Annotated in this window: 11 protein-coding genes; 4 read left to right on the top strand and 7 right to left on the bottom strand. The window is 71.3% G+C overall.

Annotated features, from left to right (window positions below):
* Positions 1-39: 39 nt before the first annotated feature.
* The 6 genes from HWW87_RS21155 to HWW87_RS21180 form a co-directional block, all read right to left on the bottom strand.
* The gene (locus HWW87_RS21155; RefSeq protein ID WP_175821975.1) at positions 40-1,803 is read right to left on the bottom strand and encodes an ABC transporter ATP-binding protein; all 1,764 of its coding nucleotides are present in this window, start codon (positions 1,801-1,803) and stop codon (positions 40-42) included.
* The gene (locus HWW87_RS21160; protein WP_175821976.1) at positions 1,803-3,527 is read right to left on the bottom strand and encodes an ABC transporter ATP-binding protein; all 1,725 of its coding nucleotides are present in this window, start codon (positions 3,525-3,527) and stop codon (positions 1,803-1,805) included. The genes HWW87_RS21155 and HWW87_RS21160 overlap by 1 nt, the downstream gene beginning before the upstream one ends.
* Entirely contained in the window at positions 3,524-4,576 is a 1,053-nt protein-coding gene (locus HWW87_RS21165; RefSeq protein ID WP_175821977.1) for a Gfo/Idh/MocA family oxidoreductase, read from the bottom strand. The genes HWW87_RS21160 and HWW87_RS21165 overlap by 4 nt, the downstream gene beginning before the upstream one ends.
* Entirely contained in the window at positions 4,573-10,050 is a 5,478-nt protein-coding gene (locus HWW87_RS21170) for a non-ribosomal peptide synthetase (protein ID WP_175821978.1), read from the bottom strand. The genes HWW87_RS21165 and HWW87_RS21170 overlap by 4 nt, the downstream gene beginning before the upstream one ends.
* A complete protein-coding gene (locus HWW87_RS21175; protein WP_175821979.1) occupies positions 10,047-14,426 on the bottom strand; it encodes a non-ribosomal peptide synthetase in 4,380 nt (1,459 codons plus the stop codon). Before HWW87_RS21175 ends, HWW87_RS21170 begins: the two co-directional genes overlap by 4 nt.
* Before the next feature lie 123 nt (positions 14,427-14,549).
* Positions 14,550-15,491 carry an AraC family transcriptional regulator gene (locus HWW87_RS21180; protein WP_175821980.1) on the bottom strand — a complete coding sequence of 314 codons (942 nt, stop codon included), beginning with the start codon at positions 15,489-15,491 and terminating at the stop codon, positions 14,550-14,552.
* 216 nt (positions 15,492-15,707) lie between these two features.
* Between HWW87_RS21180 and HWW87_RS21185 the strand changes: the two genes are divergently transcribed.
* Genes HWW87_RS21185 through HWW87_RS21200 form a run of 4 tightly spaced genes read left to right on the top strand, consistent with a single transcriptional unit; the run spans position 15,708 to position 19,862 of the window.
* Complete coding sequence (locus HWW87_RS21185) at positions 15,708-17,360, top strand: AMP-binding protein (RefSeq protein WP_175821981.1); 1,653 nt, start codon at positions 15,708-15,710, stop codon at positions 17,358-17,360.
* On the top strand, positions 17,357-18,130 hold the full coding sequence (locus HWW87_RS21190) for an alpha/beta fold hydrolase (RefSeq protein WP_174430266.1): 774 nt from the start codon (positions 17,357-17,359) through the stop codon (positions 18,128-18,130). The genes HWW87_RS21185 and HWW87_RS21190 overlap by 4 nt, the downstream gene beginning before the upstream one ends.
* Positions 18,127-18,432, top strand: coding sequence for an isochorismate lyase (locus HWW87_RS21195; protein ID WP_175821982.1), 306 nt, complete (start codon positions 18,127-18,129; stop codon positions 18,430-18,432). Before HWW87_RS21190 ends, HWW87_RS21195 begins: the two co-directional genes overlap by 4 nt.
* The gene (locus HWW87_RS21200) at positions 18,429-19,862 is read left to right on the top strand and encodes an isochorismate synthase (protein ID WP_175821983.1); all 1,434 of its coding nucleotides are present in this window, start codon (positions 18,429-18,431) and stop codon (positions 19,860-19,862) included. The genes HWW87_RS21195 and HWW87_RS21200 overlap by 4 nt, the downstream gene beginning before the upstream one ends.
* A 13-nt stretch (positions 19,863-19,875) precedes the next feature.
* Here HWW87_RS21200 and HWW87_RS21205 read toward each other — a convergent pair whose 3' ends face one another.
* Positions 19,876-20,760, bottom strand: a complete 885-nt coding sequence (locus HWW87_RS21205) for a LysR family transcriptional regulator (RefSeq protein ID WP_175821984.1) — start codon at positions 20,758-20,760, stop codon at positions 19,876-19,878.
* Positions 20,761-20,811 lie beyond the last annotated feature (51 nt).

Raw genomic sequence — 20,811 nt, forward strand, 5'->3', positions numbered from 1 at the left:
TCCTATCGATTCCGGGCACGGCGGCCCGCATTGTTCACGTCAGTGCTCGGATTCGGCCGGACGGGTTTCCGCATCCGCGCCGGCGGGCGGCGCCTCGTCGTGCGGCCGCCCCGCGCGGGCGAACGTCGCGTACCACGCATCGGCCTCGATCAGTTGCGCATGCGTGCCGGTCGCGCGCACGCGGCCCGCGTCGAGCACGACGATCGTGTCGGCGGCCGCCGCGAGCGCCGGCTGGTGCGTGACGACGATGCGCGTACGCTGCCCGCGCAGCGCGACGAGACTGTCGCGCACGCGCCGCGCGCTCAGTTCGTCGAGGCTTGCGGTCGGTTCGTCGAACATCAGCACCGGCGCCCGCGCGAGCAGCGCACGCGCCAGGCATGCACGCTGACGCTGCCCGCCCGACAGTAACTGGCCGCCCGGCCCCACGTCGGTGTCGAGGCCGTCCGGCAAACGCTCGGCGTCGCGCAGCAGGCCTACCGCGTCCAGCGCGGCGCGCAGCTCGGCATCGGTCGCATCCGGCCGCCCCATCCGCACGTTCCACGCCAGGCTGCCGCGAAACAGCCCGTTGTCCTGGAACACGAGGTTGCGCGTCGCGGCGAGCGTCGCCTCGCTCAGGTGCCGCACGTCGGCGCGGCCGAGCAGCACGCGCCCGGCGCACGGATCGTCGAGCCGCGCGAGCAGGCCGAGCAGCGTGCTCTTGCCCGCGCCCGTGGGGCCGACGATCGCGACGAAGCCGCCCGCCGGGCAATGCAGGTCGATCCCGTCGAGCAGCGTCGCGCCGCTGGCCGACCGATAGCCGACGCGCACCGCGTCGACACTCGCGTCGTGTACCGGCGTGCCGCGCTCGGGGCTGTCGAAACGCGGCGCGTGCAGCACCGCGAGCACCGTGTCGAGCGCGCGCCAGCCGCCGCGCAACGCCTGGTCGAGCTGCGTGAGCTGGGCGAGCGGCTCGATGAAGCGCACGAGCAGCACGAGCACCGCAACGGCCGTCGCCGGGTCAAGCCGGCCGGCCGCGACGGCCCACGCGCCGCCGATCAGCATCGCGACGAACACGCCCTGCACCGCGCCCGCGAAGCCGAGTTCGAGCGGCAGCGAGCGCCGCATCAATGCACGCGTGCGGCGATGCTGTTCGTCGAACGCGCGCTGCAGCGCCGCGCGCGCGTCGCCCTCCCGGCCCGCGAAGCGCAGCAAGCCCTGATGCGCGGCGAAGGTCTGAAGCTGCACGGCCATGTCGCGATCGCCGGCGGCGCGCGCCTGTTCGAATGCGAGCGTGCGGGCGCCGCCGCGCTCCAGCAGCGCGAACAGCAGCACGGCCGCCGCCGCGACACACAGCGCGATGCGCCAGTCGATCCACGCGAGCCCCGCGACCACCGCGAGCGGCGTGACGACCGCGCCGATCAACGGCCCGAGCAGATGCGCGGGAATCCCCATCGCCTGCATGACCGGCCCGCGCAGCAACCCGGCCGGATGACTGTCGCGCACGGTCTGCCACGACGCGATGCGCGGCAGGTGTTGCACGAGGCGTTCGACGAGACCGACGGCCAGCGCGCCGCCCGCGCGATAGCCGCCGCGTTGCGCGACGTACAGCACGAGCGCATGGCACAGCGTCAGCGCGCCGAGCACGACCGTCCAGTGCAGCACGGCCGCCTGCGCGCCGGCGAACCATGCGCGGATCAGCGGCACGAGCAGCAGCCCGCACGCGCCGTCGAGCAACGCGGCGGCCATCGCCCAGCCCATCCCGCGCCACAGCGCGCGGCGCGTGTCGCGCGGCAGGCACTGCAAACGTTTGAGCGATTGCGTCATTAGGCTGCCTCCGCGCCTGCGGCGCCGCGTTCACGCCAGAGCCGCGCATACAGCCCGTGCGCGGCCAGCAGCGCCGCATGCGTGCCGCGTTCGACGATGCGGCCGCGCGCCATTACGAGAATCTGGTCCGCGTGCCGGATCGCGTCGAGATCGTGGCTGACGATCACGCGCGTACGCGTGTCGGCGCGCAGCGCATTGCGCAACGCGCGCCCGGTTTGCGGATCGAGCGCCGACGCCGGTTCGTCGAGCAGCAGCAACGGCGCGCGCGACAGCAGCGCACGCGCAATCGACAGCCGCTGCAGTTCGCCGCCGGACAGGCGCACGTCGCGCCCGCACACGCAGTCGTAGCCGCCCGGCAACGCGTCGATGCGTGCGTCGAGACAGGCCGCGCGCGCGGCGGCGCGAATCGCGTCGCGATCGGCATCGGGCCGGTACAGCGCGATGTTCGCGGCAATCGACACGTCGTCGAGCGCGGTGGCCTGCTGGAACACCATCGCGACCTGTTCGCGGCGCGTCTCCGATGCGAGCAGCCGCAGATCGGCGCCGCCGAGCCGCACCGTGCCGCGATCCGGATCCATGAAGCGCGCGAGCAGCATCAGCAGCGTGCTCTTGCCCGCGCCCGACGGCCCGACGATCGCGGTGGTCGTGCCGGCCGCGATCGTCGCGTCGATGTCGCGCAGGATCGGCTCGCCGTCGATGTCGACCTGCACGCCGCGCAGTTCGACCGACGCATCGCGCGGCACCTGTACCGCGCCGTCGACGGGTTCTTGCAGGCCCGGCTGCGCGAGCAACGCATCGAGCCGCGCGGCGGCCGCGCGCGCCTCGCGCAACGCATCGGCGCCGTGGCCCAGCGCGCGCACCGGCGCCGCGACCGCCCAGATCAGCAGCGCAAACGCACACAGCGTGCCGACCGGCAACTGGCCGGCCGTCAGCCACGTCGCGCCAAACACGACCCACGCGAGCAGGAACGGTGTGCCGAGCAGCACCTGTGTGCAGGCGCCGAGACCGCCGATGCGGCCGACCCACGCCGAGAACGCGCGCGAGAAATGCCCGGCCGACGCCAGCGCGGCCGCCTCGATGCCGGCGCCCGGATACTGCCGCACCAGCGCCGGGTTCTGCGCGAGCTGCGCGTAGTCGCCCATCAGCCGTTCGAGCGCCGCGTTGCGTGCCGTGAAGGCCGGTGCGAATCGTGCCGACCGCATCCAGCGGAACAGCGCCGCACCGGCGACGAGCGGCACGAGCGCGAATGCCAGCAGCGCGGGATTCAGGTAAAGCAGGCACGCGAGCGCCGCGCACGGCACGACCACGAGCTGCGTGAGATCGGCCGGTGCATGCGCAACGAGCTGGTGCAGCGCGCGCACGTCCTGGTCGACATGGCGCGCGACGCGGTCGCTGCCCGCACGCGCGAACCAGCCGAGCGGCAAACGCTGCAGATGATCGGCGAGGCGCTTGCGCAGGCGGTCGCCGAGATCGGCGTCGACGCGGTGCGTCAGGTGCAGCGCGATCGTCTGGCCGCCGAGCCAGCACGCCCCGGCCGCCACGGCCGCGACGAGCCAGCCGCGCGCCGCCGCGTCGAGCTGCGCCGTCACGCGCCATGCGTCGGCGAGATGCGCGAGCGCGAGCCACGGCACGAGCGACGCGATGCCGGCCAGCGCCTGCAACACCACCGCCGTGACGAGCGGCACCGCGAACGGCCGCAACATCGAAAGCAACGATCCGTTCATGCGGCACGCTCCAGCAGCATGCCGAGCGTCGCGGCGCGCGCATCGCCCGGCGGCTGCTCCGGAAAACCGAGTTGCGCCGTCAACTGCTGCCAGACGCGCGCCACGTCGATGCTGCGCTGGTTGCACGCCTGCAGCCCTTCGCCGGACACGAGCCGGTCGACCGCGCGCACGGCCGCCTGCGGCCAGCAGCGCGCGTGAATCTCGCCCCACGTGTCCTGTGCGTCGTCGCAGATCTGGAGGCTCGGCATGTCGTCGCCGGCCGGTTCGCCGAAGATCGGGAACAGGCCGTCCTCGTCCATCGTCGGCTCGCGCAGCGCGGGCGCCCACCACAGCGGGCCGTGCGGCGACGCGAGCGTCCACGTGCCGGCGTCCGTCGTCAGCGTGATGCCGAACAGCAGGCTCATCCGGCCGTCGTCGGCGGCCGCCATCTCGTTGTGCACGCGCAGCGACACCGGCGTTTGCGCGAGCACCATCGCGCATTCGCGCATCGACGACAGCGCCGGCCCGATCGGTTCGACCGACCACGGCCCGACGCCCTGCAACGCGGCCGCGAGCACGTCGAGCGCCGCGTAGCTCGCCTGCACCGAGCACACCACGTCCGCATGCACGGGTGCGCTCGTCTCGCGCAGCCGTCGCGCGACCGCGATGAAGCGCGCGACGACCGGCAGGTTCGGATAGAAGCTGTTGAGCAGGCAGCGGCGGCCCTGGCGCGACGCGGTGCGCAGCACGCGGTCCCACTCGTCGGGCAGCAGCGGATGCTCGATCACGACGTCGATCCCGCGTTCGAGCAGCCGGCAGGCCAGCGCGGCGCCCTCCGCGCCGCGCGCCGCGCCGCCGACGGCGACGCACGCGACGCGCACGTCGTCCGGCAACGCGTCGACGCGGTCGAACACCGGCGCGCCGACGCGCGCAGCCAATGCCGCCGTGCGCGCGCTGCCCTGGCCGAGGATGCCGGCGACGTGATACGAACCGGACGCCGCGAGGCCCGCCGCATAGAACTGACCGAAACGGGAGCCGGCCACGACGACCGGCAGCGGATGGACCTTCATCGTGCCTCCTTCAGGCGGGTGTCGACGAACGCGGCGTTCAGGCAATCGAAATGACCGCCGGGGATATCGACGGCCGTGATGCCGCCGAGCGCCTGCGCCGTCCAGTAATCGGTGAGCGCCGCGCGCTGCTGCGGAATCAGCGGGTTGCAGCGCTCCGGCACGAACAGCCGCAGCGCGCCCGCATACGGCGCCTCGCCGGCCCAGTGGCACGCCTGCACCGAATGCATGAAGAGCCGGTAAAGCCGCTCGCGCTCGTCGAGCAGCGGATGCGCGACCTCGTCCTGCATCGACAGGCCGGCCGCCGCGCGCAACACGCGGCGGCGCAGCCCGTCGAGCGGCTCGCAGCGATCGCCGAAGATCTCGAGCTGCGCCTGCAGGCTGCCGGGCGCGAGCCGCGCGGGGTCGGCCTTCAATGCGTCGGCGAGCGCGTCGGCCAGCACGTACGTTTCGGGAAAACCGAGCGCGTCGAGCGGCAGCCCGAGCGTCGCCGCGAAGTTGAACAGCACGAGCCGCTCGTCCTCGATCAGGTACGGAATCCGGTAGCTCGACACGATGTCGAGCGTGCGCACCGCGACGCCGAGCTGCACCAGCGACTTCGCCATCTCCAGCGCGACCAGCCCGCCCGAGCAGTAGCCGAGCACGTCGACCTCGCGCACGCCGCTGCGCCACAGCGCATCCGCGTAACGCCGGCCGAGCGTCGCGTTCAGGTGCCGCACCGGCAGGTCGAGATAGTCCTGCGCGTCGCGCACCGCGAAGCCGAGCACCGGGCCGAGCCGCGCGAGCGCGGGAAGCACCGGACGATAGGCATGCACGGTGCCGAGCCCTTCGTGCACGATCACGCGCGGCACGCCGTCGCCGGGCGCGAGCGGAATCGGCCGCACGTCGGCGCGCACGCGCGGCGCCGGCGCATGGACGACCGCCGACGCATGCGCCGCGCGCGAGGCGGCAGGCGCGGCCGTCGGCGTCGCGCTCGCCGGCTGTTCGCCCGCGTCGCGCAGGCATTGCGCGAACGCGGCCGGCGTCGGCTGCGCGAGCACCCAGCGCAGCAGCCGGTCGAACGGATGCGCGTGCGCGAGCGGTTCCTCGCCGCGCAGCCGCGACACGAGCTGCGCGATCAGCAGCGAATCGCCGCCCGCGGCGAAGAAGTCCTGATCCGGCGAGACGTTGCGCGTATCGAGCACGGTTTCCCACAAGCCGATCAATCGCGCCAGCAGCGGATCGGCGGCCGGTGTCGCGACCGGCCGGACCACGGCCGGCACCGGTTCGCGGATATCGGCGATGCCGGCCAGCGTACGGCGGTCGATCTTGCCGTTCGCGGTCACCGGCAAACGTTCGAGCACGCGCAGTTGCGACGGCACCATGTAGCCCGGCACGCGCTCGGCCACGAACGCCAGCAGCGTATCCGGCGCGATACGCGCCGCGCCGCGCTTCACGTGGGCCAGCAGGATGTCGTAGCCGAGCGCGGCGAGCGGCGTATCGGGCGCGACGCAACCGAGCGCGCGATCGCCCGCTTCCGCCTGCAGCCATTCGAGCCACTGCGCGTGCGGCACGAACAACCGCGCCGATGCGGCCCGCGCGTCGTCCGGCGTCTCCATCATCAGCCCCTGGCTGATGCTGATTTCCGGATGCTCGTCCGTCAGTTCCTGGATCACCCACCACGCGTCGGGCGCCGACAGCGCACGCAATCCGGCGATCAGCGCAACCGTATCGCGTGCATTGTTCAGCGCGCCGGAGCTGATCGTCAGGTCGACCGAATGCGGTGCAATGCCCTGCGCGTCGCATGGCGCGTTCATGTCGAAGCGCACGAAGCGCATCCACGGATACGAAGCGAAACGCTCACGCGCGGCCGCGAGGAAGTAGCTCGACACGTCGCTGAACAGATAGTCAATGCACGTCCCGGCTTCGACCAGCGGCGCGAGCGCATCGACGATCGCGCGCGTCGCGGCGGCCGTGCCCGCGCCGATCTCGAGGATGCGCCACGCGCGCTGCGGCTCGCGTGCGACCACTGCGCGCACGGCCTGCGCCATCCCGCGATGCAGTGCGCGGGCGTGTTCGCCGTCGCTGTACATCGCTTCGGCGATATGCGAAGCCCCTTCCGGGAACATCAGGCCGGCCGGCGATACGCTGCCGTCGATCTGCGCGCCGAGGCATCCGGCGCTGTCGCGGAAGTAGTCGACGAGGACGGCTGGCCACAGCTCGGGCGATGCGTGTTGCGCGAATGCGTCCCAGCAGGCTTGCGCGTCGACGCGGCTCGCATCAGGCCGCATACGCCAGCCCTCTTCGGCGTCCGCATCCAGCACGCCGTGCGCGACCAGCATCGCGAGCCAGTGGCGCAGCAGATGACGTCGTGCCGCCGGCACACGCAGCCGCTCGCACAGCATCGCGAAACCGGTCGAGCCGTCGGTCGTCAAGCCGCCGGCGGGCACGATCCACGCGGCGAGCGACGCCACGCACGCCATTTCGAGTTGCGCGACCGAACGCGACACGTCTGCTTGCGCGGGCCAGCGCGCGGCGTCGAACGCCGTACGCACGTGCGTCGCGATCTCGTGCAACGCGTCGTCCTGCGCTGGCGGGGGCGCTTCCGCGCCGTGCAGCGACACGAAGCTCGCGAGCCGGCGCTCCGCGCCGTCGCCGAGCACGATCGTCGCCGCTGCGCCGACGAGCGGATGCGCGGTCAGCGCCGCGTCGATCTCGGCGAGCTCGATCCGGTAGCCGCGGATCTTCACCTGATCGTCCTGCCGCCCCAAGAATTCGAGCGAGCCGTCGGCCCGCACGCGCCCGAGATCGCCGGTGCGGTAAAGCCTGCGCCCGTCCGGATGACGAATGAACCGTTCGTCCGTACGCACGGGATCGTTCGCGTAGCCCGTCGCGAGCCCGACGCCGCCGATATGGATCTCGCCGCGCACGCCCGGCGGGCACGGACGGCCGAGTGCGTCGAGCACTTCCATCGTCTGCCCGGTCAGCGCGCGGCCGTACGGAATGCTCGCGAGCTGCGTGTCTTCCGGACGGATCGGATGCTCGATCGACCAGATCGACGCTTCGGTCGCGCCGCCGAGGCTGAACAGCGCGCTGTCGGGCCAGCGGCGCCACCAGCGGGCCGGCAGCGTCACCGGAATCCAGTCGCCGGACCACAGCACGCGGCGCGGGCCCGGCACGTCGAGCGCCGGTTCGCCTTCGAGGTAGTCGATCAGCATCTGCCCCTGCGCGGGCACCGAGTTCCACAGCGTCACGCGATGGCGCACCATCAGTTCGGCCCAGTGCGACGGATCGTTGCCGCGCGCCGGATCGGGCAGCACGATGCACGCACCGCGCGCGGTCGCGCCGAAAAAGTCGTAGACGGACAGGTCGAAGCTCAGTTCGGCCAGCCCCAGCACCACGTCGCCCGCGCCGACCGCATGCCGCGCGCTGATGTCGGCGAGCGTGTTGCACACCGCCGCGTGGCTCAGCATCACACCCTTCGGCTCACCGGTGGAACCCGACGTGTAGATCACGTAAGCCAATGCGTCGGGGGCGATGTCGCACGCGGCGCGCGGCGGCCATTGCGGATCGATCGGCAATGCATCGATATCGATGCGCGCGCAACTTTCATGCTCGAACGCGAGCGCCTGCACGCTGACGACGGCACGTACCCGCGCATTGCGCAGAATGGCCTGCTGCCGCAGCGCCGGCTGGCGGCTGTCGACCGGGACGTACGCGGCGCCCGCCTGGACGATCGCGAGCACGGCCGCGAGCTGATGCGCGCACTTCGGCATCAGCACCGCGACGGTATCGCCCGCGCCGACGCCGGCCTGTTCGAGCGCGGTACGCAACGCCGCCGCATGCTGCGCGACCTCGCGGTACGTGCGTGCGCCTTGCGCATCGATCACGACCGGCGCATCGGGCGTGCGCAACGCCTGCGCAGCGAAACCGGCCGCGATATGCGTATCCACGTCCGGATGCACGCCGGCGACGGGCGCCGCGGACGGCAATACGATATCGCCCGCACGCGACCACCATTCGGCATCGTCGGCCAGCCGGCCCAGCAGCGCGACATACGCATCGAACATCGCGGACGGCATGCCGTCCGGAAACAGGTCGTCGCGCACGTCCCAGCCGATTTCCAGCCCGCCGAACTGGTCGGTCACCTGGCAGTCGAGCCACACCTGCGGCGTCTGGCTGATCATGTAGCGCGGCGGTTCGGCGCGAGTCGCCTGTTCGCCGAGCAGGCGCCCGACGCTGCCGATCCCGCTCGTGAACACCACCGGCATCAGCGCCGCGTCCTTGCCGCGCCGCCGCGCGAGTTCGCGCATCACGTCGACGCCGGTGAATGCGCGATGGTCGAGATCGTCGAACATCCGCGCGCCGATCGTGCGGGCACGCTCGACGAAATCGCGCCCGTGCGTCGCGTCGACGGCGAGCAGGCTCAGTGCGGTGAAATCGCCGAGCACCGCATCGATGCGCGGATGCACGGGCGGACGGTTCAGCACCGTCAGGTTCAGGCAGAACGCCGGCGCCTGGCTCCAGCGGCCGACGACCTCGGCGAACGCGACCAGCGCGACGCTCGCCGCGCTCAGCCCGAAACGGCTCGCATGGCCGCTCAGCGCGGCCCATTGCACGCGATCGAGCCGCGCATGCCGATGCGTGAAGCGCGGCCGCCCGTCGGTACGCATCGCGGGCACGACCGGCAGATCGGGACGCGCGGGCAGATCGTCGAGGCGCGCGAGCCACCACGCCTTGTCGCGCGCATGATCGGCACGCGTGCCGGCCTGCGCTTCATGCATCACATAGTCGCGAAACGTCGCGTCGAGCGGCGCGGGTTGCCATTGCGGATCGCCGTAACGACGCCACCATTCGGCGAGCAGCAATTGCAGGCTCGCGTAGTCGATCAGCGTGAAATCCACGGACAGGTGCAGCACCGCGCCATCCGGGCCGAGGCTCACTTCCGGCTGCAGCACCGGCCAGCGGTCGAGCGCGTGCACCGCATGGTCGAGACGCTCGCGCACGCGGTTCAGGTGGGCGTCGAATGCGTCCGCGTCTGAGTCGCGCAGGTCGTGCACGGTGAGCGGCTGCCACGGCACGTCGGGCAGCACGCGTTGCCATGCGTTGTCCTCGACGATCGCGCGCAGCATCGGATGGCGCGCCACGCACGCATTCCACGCGGCTTCGAAGCGCACGCAGTCGAGATCCCTGGGTTCGTCGTATTCGACGTACAGATGGCAGGCACTGCCGCCGAACTCGAACGATTCGTGCCGGCCGAGCACGTACGCGGCCTGCACCGGCGTCAACGCGAACCGTTCATGCCGGTGCGCCGGATCGCTGCGCCATGCGCCGTCCTGAAGGAAACGGACGAACGCGTCGCGTTCAGCCTTGATGCGCGCGGCGAGATCCGCATCGAGCGCGCCGGCCGGCGCGCGATAGCGCAACTGGCCGCCGTCGTCGCACCACAGTTCGATCCGTCGTTCGCGGCAGAGATCGAGCACGTCGTCGAAGCTCACAGCACGCCCTCCTCGATCGTCGCGACCGATGCGTCGCCATCGACGGGCGCCGCCGGCGTCAGTTCGTCGAGCTGCGCCGCGAGACCGGCCAGCGTCGGCTGCCGGTAGAACGCGGCCATCCCGATCCGCACGCCGAGCCGCTCGCGCAGTTGCGCGAGCAGGCGCGTCGCGAGCAGGCTGTCGCCGCCGAGCGCGAAGAACGTCGTGTCACGCACGTTCGCCGCGCGGCCGAGCGCCTGTTCCCAGCAGGCGAGCAATATCGCGTGCCGTTCGCCGACGGGCACGAACGCGTCGTGGGCGGCCGGTGCGTCGCCGAGTGCGCGCGCGAGCGTATCCCCGACTGTCCGGCGGTCGATCTTGCCGTTCGCGTTGAGCGGCCAGCGCGGCACGCACCACAGCGCATCGGGGCGCATCGCGTCGGGCAACCGGTCGCGCAGCCAGTCGGCCAGCGCCGCCTGCGCGATCGGCTCGCCGACCCTCCGCGCATCGATGCAGGCGAACGCCGCCGAGCGCCAGCTCCGTGCATCGAGCGCAAAGCCGCATGCGTGAGCGGCCGCCGCGAGCGCATCGTCGGCGAACGGCCGCGGCAGCGACGCATCGCCCGCGACGCTCGCGACGAGTTCGCGCAGCGGCGAATCGCGCAGCACGTCGGCGAGCAGCAGGCGGCCGTCCCGCGCGAGCAGTGCGGCCGCGATCCGGAACGTGTCGCGCGGATCGTCGCGCAGGTGCACCGCCGCGAAACTGATCACGCAATCGAATGCGCCGAAATGACGCGCCGGCAGCAAGCCGTCCTGCATCGTCTGAAGCGCGGGCATCGTTCGCGTGAAGCGTGCCTGGGCGTTGTGCAGCAGGCCCGGCGACACGTCGAACAGCGTCACGTCGAAACGCGGATCGTCGAGCACGCCGAGCCCCGCATCGAGCGCTTGGCCCGCACGCGCATCGAGCACCGCGACGCGCAACGCACCTGCGTGTGCCGCGGCCTGCGCGTCCAGCGCGGCGGCGAATTCGCGCAGCGCGCGGGCGCCGTCCGGCAAACGCGTCGCGAACGCGAGCGGCGCCACGCACGGGTCCAGCGACACGCGCTGCGCGGCGGTATCCGGATCGGCGGCGAGCGCGCACAGCGCCGCCGTCAGATCGTCGAGATCGGTTGCCTGCCAGTCGAGCCGATCGAGCGCATCGTCGATGGCGATCGATGCGTCGCCCTTCGCGTGCCAATGCGCATACAGCGACGGCGGCAAGCCCGCGTCGCCATCGAGCAGCCGGCCGGCAACCGCGCGCGCGACGGCCGCTTCCGCGGGCATCGTGTCGGCCATGCCGGCCTCCGCAAGCGACGATTGCGCGGTGTCCGCCGCGCAATCGGCCGGCACGAACGCCGCGACGATGCGCGCGGCCTCGCCTTGGACGACGTTCGCACACGCGCCGTCGATCTGCGGATGCGCGGCCAGCGCCGCCTCGATCTCGCCGAGTTCGATCCGGTGCCCGCGCACCTTCACCTGCCGATCCTCGCGCCCGAGGAATTCGAGCGTCCCGTCCGGCCAGTAGCGGCCGCGATCGCCGGTGCGATACCAGCGGCCCGACGCGTGCTGCATGAAGCGCTGCGCGGTCAGCTCGGGATCGTTCCGGTAGCCGCGCGCAAGACTGTCGCCGCCGATCAGCAATTCGCCCGGCACGTAATCGGGCGCATCGCGCCCGTCGCCATCGACGACGCGATACGCCTGCCCCGGCAACGGCCGGCCGTACGGAATCGAACGCCAGTGCGGCGGCACGTCGCGCACCGTCTGCACGTTCGACCAGATGCCGGCCTCGGTCGCGCCGCCGAGCGCGTGGAACGCACAGGCATCGCCGCAGCGGGCGCGCAGGCGCGCCGGCAGGTCGAGCGCGATCCAGTCGCCGGACAGCAGCGCCGCGCGCACGCTGCGGCACGCGTCGCTCGCCGCCGGCACGGCCAGCGCCATTTCCAGCAGCGCGGGCGCCGAGTTCCACAGCGTCACGCGGTGCTGCGCGATCAGTTCGATCCAGCGCGCCGCATCGCGCGCTTCATCCTGCGTCGGCAGCACGAGTTCCGCGCCGGCGCCCAGCGCACCGAACAGGTCGTACACCGACAGGTCGAAATCGAGCGCCGACACCGCGAGCAGCCGGTCGTCCGCGCGCACGCCGAGCAGCGCATCGATCGCGTCGATCGTGTTGATCGCCGCCGCGTGCGTCATCTCGACGCCCTTCGGCACGCCCGTCGAACCGGACGTGTAGATCACGTAGGCCGTCGCCTGCGGCGCGACCGCGAGCGGCGCGGCCAGCGGCGCATGCCGCAGCAGCGCGGCGATGCCGACATGCGGCAGCGGCCCGTCCGCGCACGCGGTGTCGCCGATCACGGCCTTCACGCCCGCCGCACGCTCGATCAGCGCCTTGCGTGCGACCGGCTGCGCGATGTCGAGCGGCACGTAGCACGCGCCAGCCGCCAGCACGCCGAACACGGCCGCGACCTGCGCGACCCCGCGCGGCAGGCTGATCTCGACGGCGTCGCCGTGCCCGATCCCGGCCGCCCGCAACCCACCCGCGATCGCGAGCGCCTGCGCGGCCAGCTCGCCGCGCGTCACCGCGCGATCGCCGCATCGCAGTGCCACGGCGGCCGGCTCGTGTGCGGCCAGCGTGAAGAAGCCATGATGCAGCGTGCGCGCGCGGCCGGGGGCCGGCAACGCGTTGAGCGTATCGCGCACGCGCCGCTGCGCGGACGGCAGCTCGACCGCGATCGGCAACCGCCAGTCGCGATCGCACAGCGCCTGCACGAACGCGACATACGCGCCGAACATCGCGTCGATCATCCCGTCCGGGAACAAACCGTCGACGCTGTCCCATGCGAGCAGCGCGCCGCCCGGCACGCGATAGAGCTGGTGATCGAGCCACACCTGCGGCGTCTGCGAAATCATGTCGTGCAGCGCGCCGAATACCTGCGCGAACGCATCGGGCACGAACGGCGCGTCGCCGAGATTGCACGAGAACACGACCGGCGCCGCGCGCGGCGTGCCCTGCCGACGCGCATCGCGCAGCACGTCGAGCGCCGGATACGCGGCGTGCGCGATCGCACCATGCAGCCGCTGCTGGAATGCGCGCACCGCGTCGGCCGCGCTCGCCTCGGCGTGCACGTCGCATTCGACGAGCAGCAGCGTCGTGAAGTCAGCGATCACGCGTCCCAGGTCGGGCGCATCGCCGTGCCGGTCGAACAGCGGCACGTTGAGCAGGAACGCATGCCGGCCGCTCCAGCGCGCGAGCACCGCCGCGAACGCCGCGCCGAACACCGACGACAGCGTGACGCCATGCTGCGCGGCCCGCGCCTGCAGACGCGCCAGTTCGTCCGTGCTCAGCGTATGCGCGACGCGGCTGAAACGCGGCGCGCGTATCGTTTCCGGCGCACGGGCGAGCGGCAGCGCCGGCCCTTCCGGCAGCGTCGCGAGCCGCGCCTGCCATGCATCGCGCGCCGCGGCCCGTGCATCGCGCGTCTCGGCTGCGCGACGCGCGAGCCAGACTGGGAACCACGTCGACGGCGCAGCGAGCAACGCCGACGGCTCGGCATAGGCGACGCCGATCTCCTGCATCAGCAGCCGCACGCTGTCCACATCGGCCGCGAGCAGGTCGACACTGAGCCACACGCGATCCTCGCCGCCGGGCATCTGCACGAGCCCCATCATGAACACTTGCGCGTGCTCGACGTCGAGACATTCGTGCGAACGGAACGCGCGCAGCGACGCCCATTCGGTTTCCGCATCGGCCGCCGTCCGGTCGCGCCAGTCCGCGTGCGCGAACACAGGCGCATCCGGCGCCGCGACGATCTGCTGGCGGCCGCCGTCGAAACGCGCGCGCAGCATCGGATGACGCTCGCGCACGCGCCGGCATGCCATGTCGAGACGAACGGGATCGATCGCGCGGCTGCGGAATTCGAGAAACGCGTGGCAGCTCACGTTGCCGAGCACCTCGCCATCGCCGCGGCCGAGCCAGTACGCCTGCTGCACCGCGGACAACTCGAACGGCGCATGCACGTCGACCTCGTCGACCGCTTCGGCAGCGACGCCGGCTTCCGCCCGAGCGATACGCGGCGCATTCACCAGCAACGCGACCCAAGCGCCGAGCGTCGGCATGCGCGCAAACGCGTCGAACGTCAGCGCGTAGCCGAGCCGGTTCACGCGCGTCTGCAGATACATCAACCGGATCGAATCGAGGCCGCAGCTCAGCAGGTCTTCGTCATCGTCGAGCGACGCGATCTCGTCGACGGATTCGTCGAGCAGCTCGGCGATCAGCGCGACGAGCTGCGCGCGAAAGTCAGTGGGGGAACAACAGGAAGGATCGGAATGGTCGGTAGTGGAATCGACAACGGTCTGGCTCATGGGCACGCCTTGTATGGGTCGTTCGACGGCGGGTCCGCGCGGCGGCGGCCACCGGTTAATGAGAATCTATCTCATTAACACCCATGAGCCCGGTCGATTCCTTTAGGCTGCCGGTCAGTTGTTTTAGATCGCCGCGCCCACCCGTTCCTCGCTGTCGATCGCGTTGGGCGACACGCGAATATCGCTCGGCGAAATCCCGTAACGCTTGCGGAACGCGATCGAAAAATGCGCGGGGCTGTAGCCGACGCGGTATGCGACGGTCGACACGTTCGCATCCTCCGCGCACAGCATCGCGTGCGCGGTCCGCAGCCGGTATTCCTGCAGATACGCATACACGCTCGTGCCGAACACCTTGCGGAAGCCCGCCGTCAGCTTGCGCGAATTCATCCCGACGCGGCCCGCGAGCGCGTCGAGCGTCGGCGGATGCTGGAGCTCGCGCGTCAGGATGTCGCTCGCCGCATACACGCGCTCGACATCCGACGACGTGACGCGCACGTCGGCCGGCGCGGACTGCCGCTGCGTGGCCAGCAACTGCGCGCTCAGCGCGGTCAGCTCGAACGCCTTCGCCTTCAGGTAGTACTCGCGCACCGCGCCCTCGAACGGGCAGGTGGCGATCTGCACGGCAAGCGCCTGCAGCGCCTTCGACGCCGGGCAACTGACGATGCGCGGATCGCCGCCCGTCGGCGCGAGCATCTTCTCCGGCAGCAAGCTCAGGTTGCGGTCGAGCGCGTCGAGGCCGAGCTGCACGATCGTGTAGCGCAGCGGCACGTCGCGGTCGTAGATCTGGTGCGTCGTGAATTCGCCGTCGTTGGCGATCACGCACAGGCCCGGCCCCTTGATGCATTGCTCGGGCTGGCCCGGCACGCGGCAGCGCAACTGCCCGCTCTGCACGAGGACGAGCTTCAGCCCTTTTTCGAGCGGCTCCTCGTACCAGTCGCGGCTGTCCGAGCACAGCGTGCCGCTCATGAGTTTCATGCCCGCGTCGATGTGCACCACGCCCGGATGGTTGCCGGGCACGAGCACCGGCGGGTGACGTCGTGACGAAGCGAAGGAGGTCGATCTCATCGGAGGTCCGTTGGTGAGGCGGCACGCGCGGACCGGCGCGCGCCGGCGGCGACCGGCCGATTGTCCGGCCGGATCGGGCGGGTGCCGCGCGACCGGCGCCCGATCGAACGAAATTGCCGCGATATCAAAAGAAACGGCGCTATCGCAGCACCTGTTACAAATGATAATACCTCTCATTTACATTTTCTGACAACTTGCCGGAACCCAGGTCAGCGCATGCAATCCTCCCCTTCCTCCCTGGCGGCGGCCGTGCCGGCCGACGCGCCCGATTGGCCAGACGACTTCGCGCGCCGCTACCGCGACGCCGGCTACTGGCAAGACACGACGTTCTTCGACGCGCTCGACGCGTGCGCGCAGCGCCATCCCGACGCGCTCGCGATCATCGACGGCGCCTGCCGCCTCCACTATCGCGATCTGCTGGCGCGCATCCGCCGCCTCGCGGGCGGCCTCGCCCGACTCGGCCTGGCGCGCGGCGACGCGGTCGTCGTCCAGTTGCCGAACGGCGCGCGCTTCATCGAGACGTGCTTCGCGCTGTTCCAGCTCGGCGTGCGGCCGGTGCTCGCACTGCCCGCGCACCGTCACTACGAGATCGGCGCGTTCTGCCGCTTCGCCGGCGCGCGTGCGTACCTCGGCGCGTCGCAACTCGGCGAGTTCGACTGCCGGCCGCTCGCAGCCGCGTTGCAGGCCGGCTGCCCGACGCTCGAGCACATCGTGATGAGCGGCGACGATCACGCGTTCACGTCGTTCGATGCGCTGTACGACGCACCGCCCGTGCATGCCTGCGCGGCAAGCGCCGACGACATCGCATGCTTCCAGTTGTCGGGCGGCACGACCGGCACGCCGAAGCTGATTCCGCGCCGCCATCGCGAATACCTGTACAACGTGCGCGCCTGCAGCGCCGCGAGCGGTTTCGATGCCGACACCGTCTATCTCGCCGCGCTGCCGATGGCGCACAACTTCACGCTGTGCTGCCCCGGCACGATCGGCGCGCTGCTCGCGGGCGGCCGGGTGGTGACGACCACACGGCCCGAGCCCGACCAGAGCTTCGCGCTGATTGCGCAGGAACGCGTCACGCATACCGCGCTCGTGCCGCCGCTCGCGCTGCTGTGGCTCGACGAGCAGCCGCAACGGCAGGCCGACCTGTCGAGCCTGCGCGTGCTGCAGGTCGGCGGTGCACGGCTGATGGACCACGCGGCCGCGCGTGTGACACCGGTGCTCGGCTGTCGATTGCAGCAGGTGTTCGGCATGGCCGAAGGACTCATCTGCTGCACGCGGCTCGACGATGCGCCCGAGCGCATCGCGCACACGCAGGGGCGCCCCGTATCCGAAGGCGACGAAGTGCGCATCGTCGACGAAACCGGCGCACCGGTCGCGCCCGGCGAAATCGGCGAACTGCAGGTACGCGGCCCGTACACGATCCGCGGCTACTACCGGCTCGCGGAGCACGACGCGACGGCGTTCACGGCCGACGGCTTCTACCGCAGCGGCGACCGCGTGCGGCGCACCGCGGACGGCGACCTCGTCGTCGAAGGCCGCGACAAGGATCAGATCAACCGCGGCGGCGAGAAGGTCTCCGCCGAGGAAGTCGAGAACCTGTTGCTTGCGCATCCGCAGGTGCACGACGCAGCGGTCGTCGCGATGCCCGATCCGATACTCGGCGAGCGGACCTGCGCGTTCGTCGTCGCACGCGCGCCTGCCCCGTCGAGACTGGTGCTGAAACGCTACCTGCGCGACTGCGGGCTCGCGGCCTTCAAGATCCCCGATCGCATCGAGTTCATGCCGCGCTTTCCGGAAACCGGCATCGGCAAGACCAGCAAGAAATCGCTGCGCGACCTGCTGCGCCGCCAGTTGCAGGCGGCGGCCGCATGAGCGCGCGCCCGACCGATTCGAACTGGATTCGCGAGTTGCGGCTGTCGCCGTGCCCGCGCGCGCAGCTCGTCTGCTTTCCGCACGCGGGCGGCACCGCGAATTTCTTTCGCGGCTGGAGCCGTGCGCTGCCGTGGGACGTCGATCTGCTGGCGCTGCAGTACCCGGGCCGCGAGGAACGCTTCGGCGAACCGTGCCTGCACTCGATCGACGCGCTCGCCGGCCCCGCCGCCGACGCGCTGCAACGCTATGCACACGCGCCGCTCGTGCTGTTCGGGCACAGCCTCGGCGCGGCGCTCGCCTATGAGGTCGCGGTACGGCTCGAAGCGCGCGGCGCCGCGCCGCTGTACGTGGCCGTTTCCGCGCTGCCGCCGCCGCATCGTCAGCGTCCGTCGGATCTGCACCTGCAATCCGACGACGCGCTCGTCGGCGATGTCGCCCGGCTGTCCGGCGAGCACGCCGCGCTGCTCGCCGATCCGGAAATGCGCGCGATCTACCTGCCGATGATCCGCCACGACTACCGCGCGATCGAAACGTATCGGCGCGACCGCCCGCCGCGAATCGATGCGCCGCTCGGCGTGATGCTGCCGCTCGCCGATACCGAGCTCGACCACGACGAAGCGCATGCGTGGCAGGACGTCGCGACGCGCCCGATCCGCGTCGAGACGTTCAACGGCGACCACTTCTACCTGCGACACCAATACCCGGCGGTGATCGCCCATCTGGTCGAACGGATCGACCCATCCCTTCGTTACGGAAAGGAGTACACATGAAAACACCGGACGCCTGCACGGGGCTTCCCGACATTCGCGAAGCCATCGATCGCCTGGACGCCGACATCATCGACGCGCTCGGCCGGCGCATGCAGTACGTGAAGGCCGCGTCGCGCTTCAAGCCGAACGAAGCGAGCATCGCCGCGCCGGAACGGGTGGCCGCGATGCTGCCCGACCGGCGCCGCTGGGCCGAACAGGCCGGCCTCGACGCCGACTACGTCGAGACGCTGTTCGCCCATCTCATTGCGTGGTACATCGCGCAGCAAACGCAATACTGGCGACAACAGCGGGGGCTCGCATGAACACCGGCCTTCCGCTGCTGCACGACACGTTCGCGCGTGCGGCCCGCCGCGCCGCCGCCACCGGCACACCGACGCTGGCGTCGGTCTCGGTGCCGCTGCGTCCGCTCGACTTCTTCGACCTGATCGCCGCCTGGGACGACGGCGTCACGCCGTGGTGCTTCCACGAAGCCGGCGACGCGTCCGTCACGCTGTTCGGCTGGGACTGCGCAGTCGAACTGAGCGCCACCGGCGACACGCGCTTCGCGCAGATCGATGCGCGCTGGCGCACGCTCGTGCGCGACGCGATCATCGCCGGCCCGCAACCGCCGCGGCTGGTGGGCGGCTTCCGGTTCGATTCGCAGGGCCCGCGCAGCGCGCACTGGGCGCCGTTTCCCGATGCGAGCATGACGCTGGCAAAACTGCTGATCGTGCGCGAAGGCGACGCGCACTGGGCCGTCTGCCAGCAGGTCGTCGCCGCCCACGACGATCCGGCCGCGCTCGCGCATGCGTGTCTCGCGCGGATCGAGTCGCTCGGCGCGCTTGCGCCGGCCGCGGAGGACGATGCGCCGCAACTGCTGCACACGCAGGCGTTGCAGGCAAGCGAATGGCAGCACGAAGTCCGTCGTGCGGTGGACGCGATCCACGACGGCGCATTCGGCAAGGTCGTGCTCGCCCGCGACGTGCTCGAACAGTACGCGCGGCCCGTCGCGATCGCGCCGCTGCTGCGCCGGCTGCGGCGGCGCGACGCGCATGCGCACCTGTTCGCGGTCCGCCGCGAAGGGGCGTGCTTCGTCGGCGCCACGCCGGAGCGGCTCGCGCGGGTCGCGGCCGGCGACGTGCGCACGCATGCGCTGGCCGGCACGATCAGGCGCGGCGCCACGCCCGACGACGATCGCGCGCTCGGCGCCGCGCTGATGGCTTCCGCGAAGGAACGGCTCGAACATGCGCTCGTCGTCGACGCCATCCGCGCCGCGCTGGCGCCGCTATCGCGCGCGCTCGACGTGCCCGATCGACCGTCGCTGCACCGGCTGCCGAAGCTTCAGCACCTGAGCACGCCGATCCGTGCGACGCTGAATGCGGATGCATCGCTGTTGCAGGTCGTCGCCGCGCTGCACCCGACGCCCGCGGTGGCCGGCCATCCACGCGCACCGGCGCTCGACCATATCCGTGCGCACGAAGGCTTCGATCGCGGCTGGTATGCGGCGCCGATCGGCTGGATCGATGCGCACGGCAACGGCGATTTCATCGTCGCGCTGCGCTCGGCGCTGATCGCGGGCGGCGCGTGCCGGCTGTTCGCGGGCTGCGGCATCGTCGCCGAGTCCGAGCCGGTCAACGAATATCAGGAAACCGAACTGAAGCTGTCGGGCATGCAGGCGGCGATCCGCATGCGCGATGCGGCGGCGGAGCGGCCTGGCCGCACGCAGGTGTCGGCCTCGTCGATGGCCGACTGATTCGCGTCGACCGTCACAGCAACGGCAGCGTTTGCCGGATATGGTCGGCGAATGCGGCCGTCAGGTGCGACGGCCGCTTCCGGTCGAACCTCAGCGTAATGCCCACGGCCGGCAACGGCGGCAAGTGCGGATTGCCGTTGACGATCGCGAGGTCGGCCGGCACGGCCGTCTGCGTCATCACCGCGAACGCCTGCCCCGAGCGCACCAGCGCGATCAGCCCGGCAAGGCTGCTGCTCGCATACGCGACGCGGTAGTCGCGGCCGGCGCGATGCAACGCGTCGCAGGCCGCGAGGTGATCGAGCGTATCGCGGTCGGACAGCGCAAGCGGCAGCGGATCGAAATGCGCGGGTTCGAGCCCCGGATAGCGGATCCACACCAGTTGCTCGCGGCGAATGATGTCGTCGGTCGCGCCGTCGTCCGGCACGGAGATCATCGCCAGATCGACCGCGCGCTTCTCCAGGTGTTCGACGAGCCGCGGCGTCGGCCCGCAGACGACTTCGACGATCGCCTGCGGATGCTGGCTCGAAAACTGCCGCAGCAGCGACGGCAGCCACACTTCGGCGTAATCGTCCGGGCACCCGAACCGGATCGTCCCCGACAGCCCCGTGCCGCACAGGTCGGCCATCGCCTCGTCGTGCAGCCGCAGGATGCGCTGCGCATGCACGAGCAGCCGCTCGCCCGGATGCGTGAGCACCACGCCACGGCCGGTGCGCTGGAACAGCGGCTGGTCGACAACTTCCTCGAGCCGCTTCATCTGCTGGCTGAGCGCGGATTGCGTGCGGCCGACGCGCGCGGCCGCGCGGCTCAGCGCGCGCACCTCGGCGATCACGACGAACGAGCGCAGCAGGTCGATTTCGAGCGAAAGCGCCAAGGTATTAGCTCCTTTTCTAGCTTGCATTAGAACTATTCGTTTCCATCAAACCAGACGCGCGCCTAGACTGCAAGCGAT

Source organism: Burkholderia sp. BCC0419 (assembly GCF_902830285.1).
Classification (GTDB): domain Bacteria; phylum Pseudomonadota; class Gammaproteobacteria; order Burkholderiales; family Burkholderiaceae; genus Burkholderia.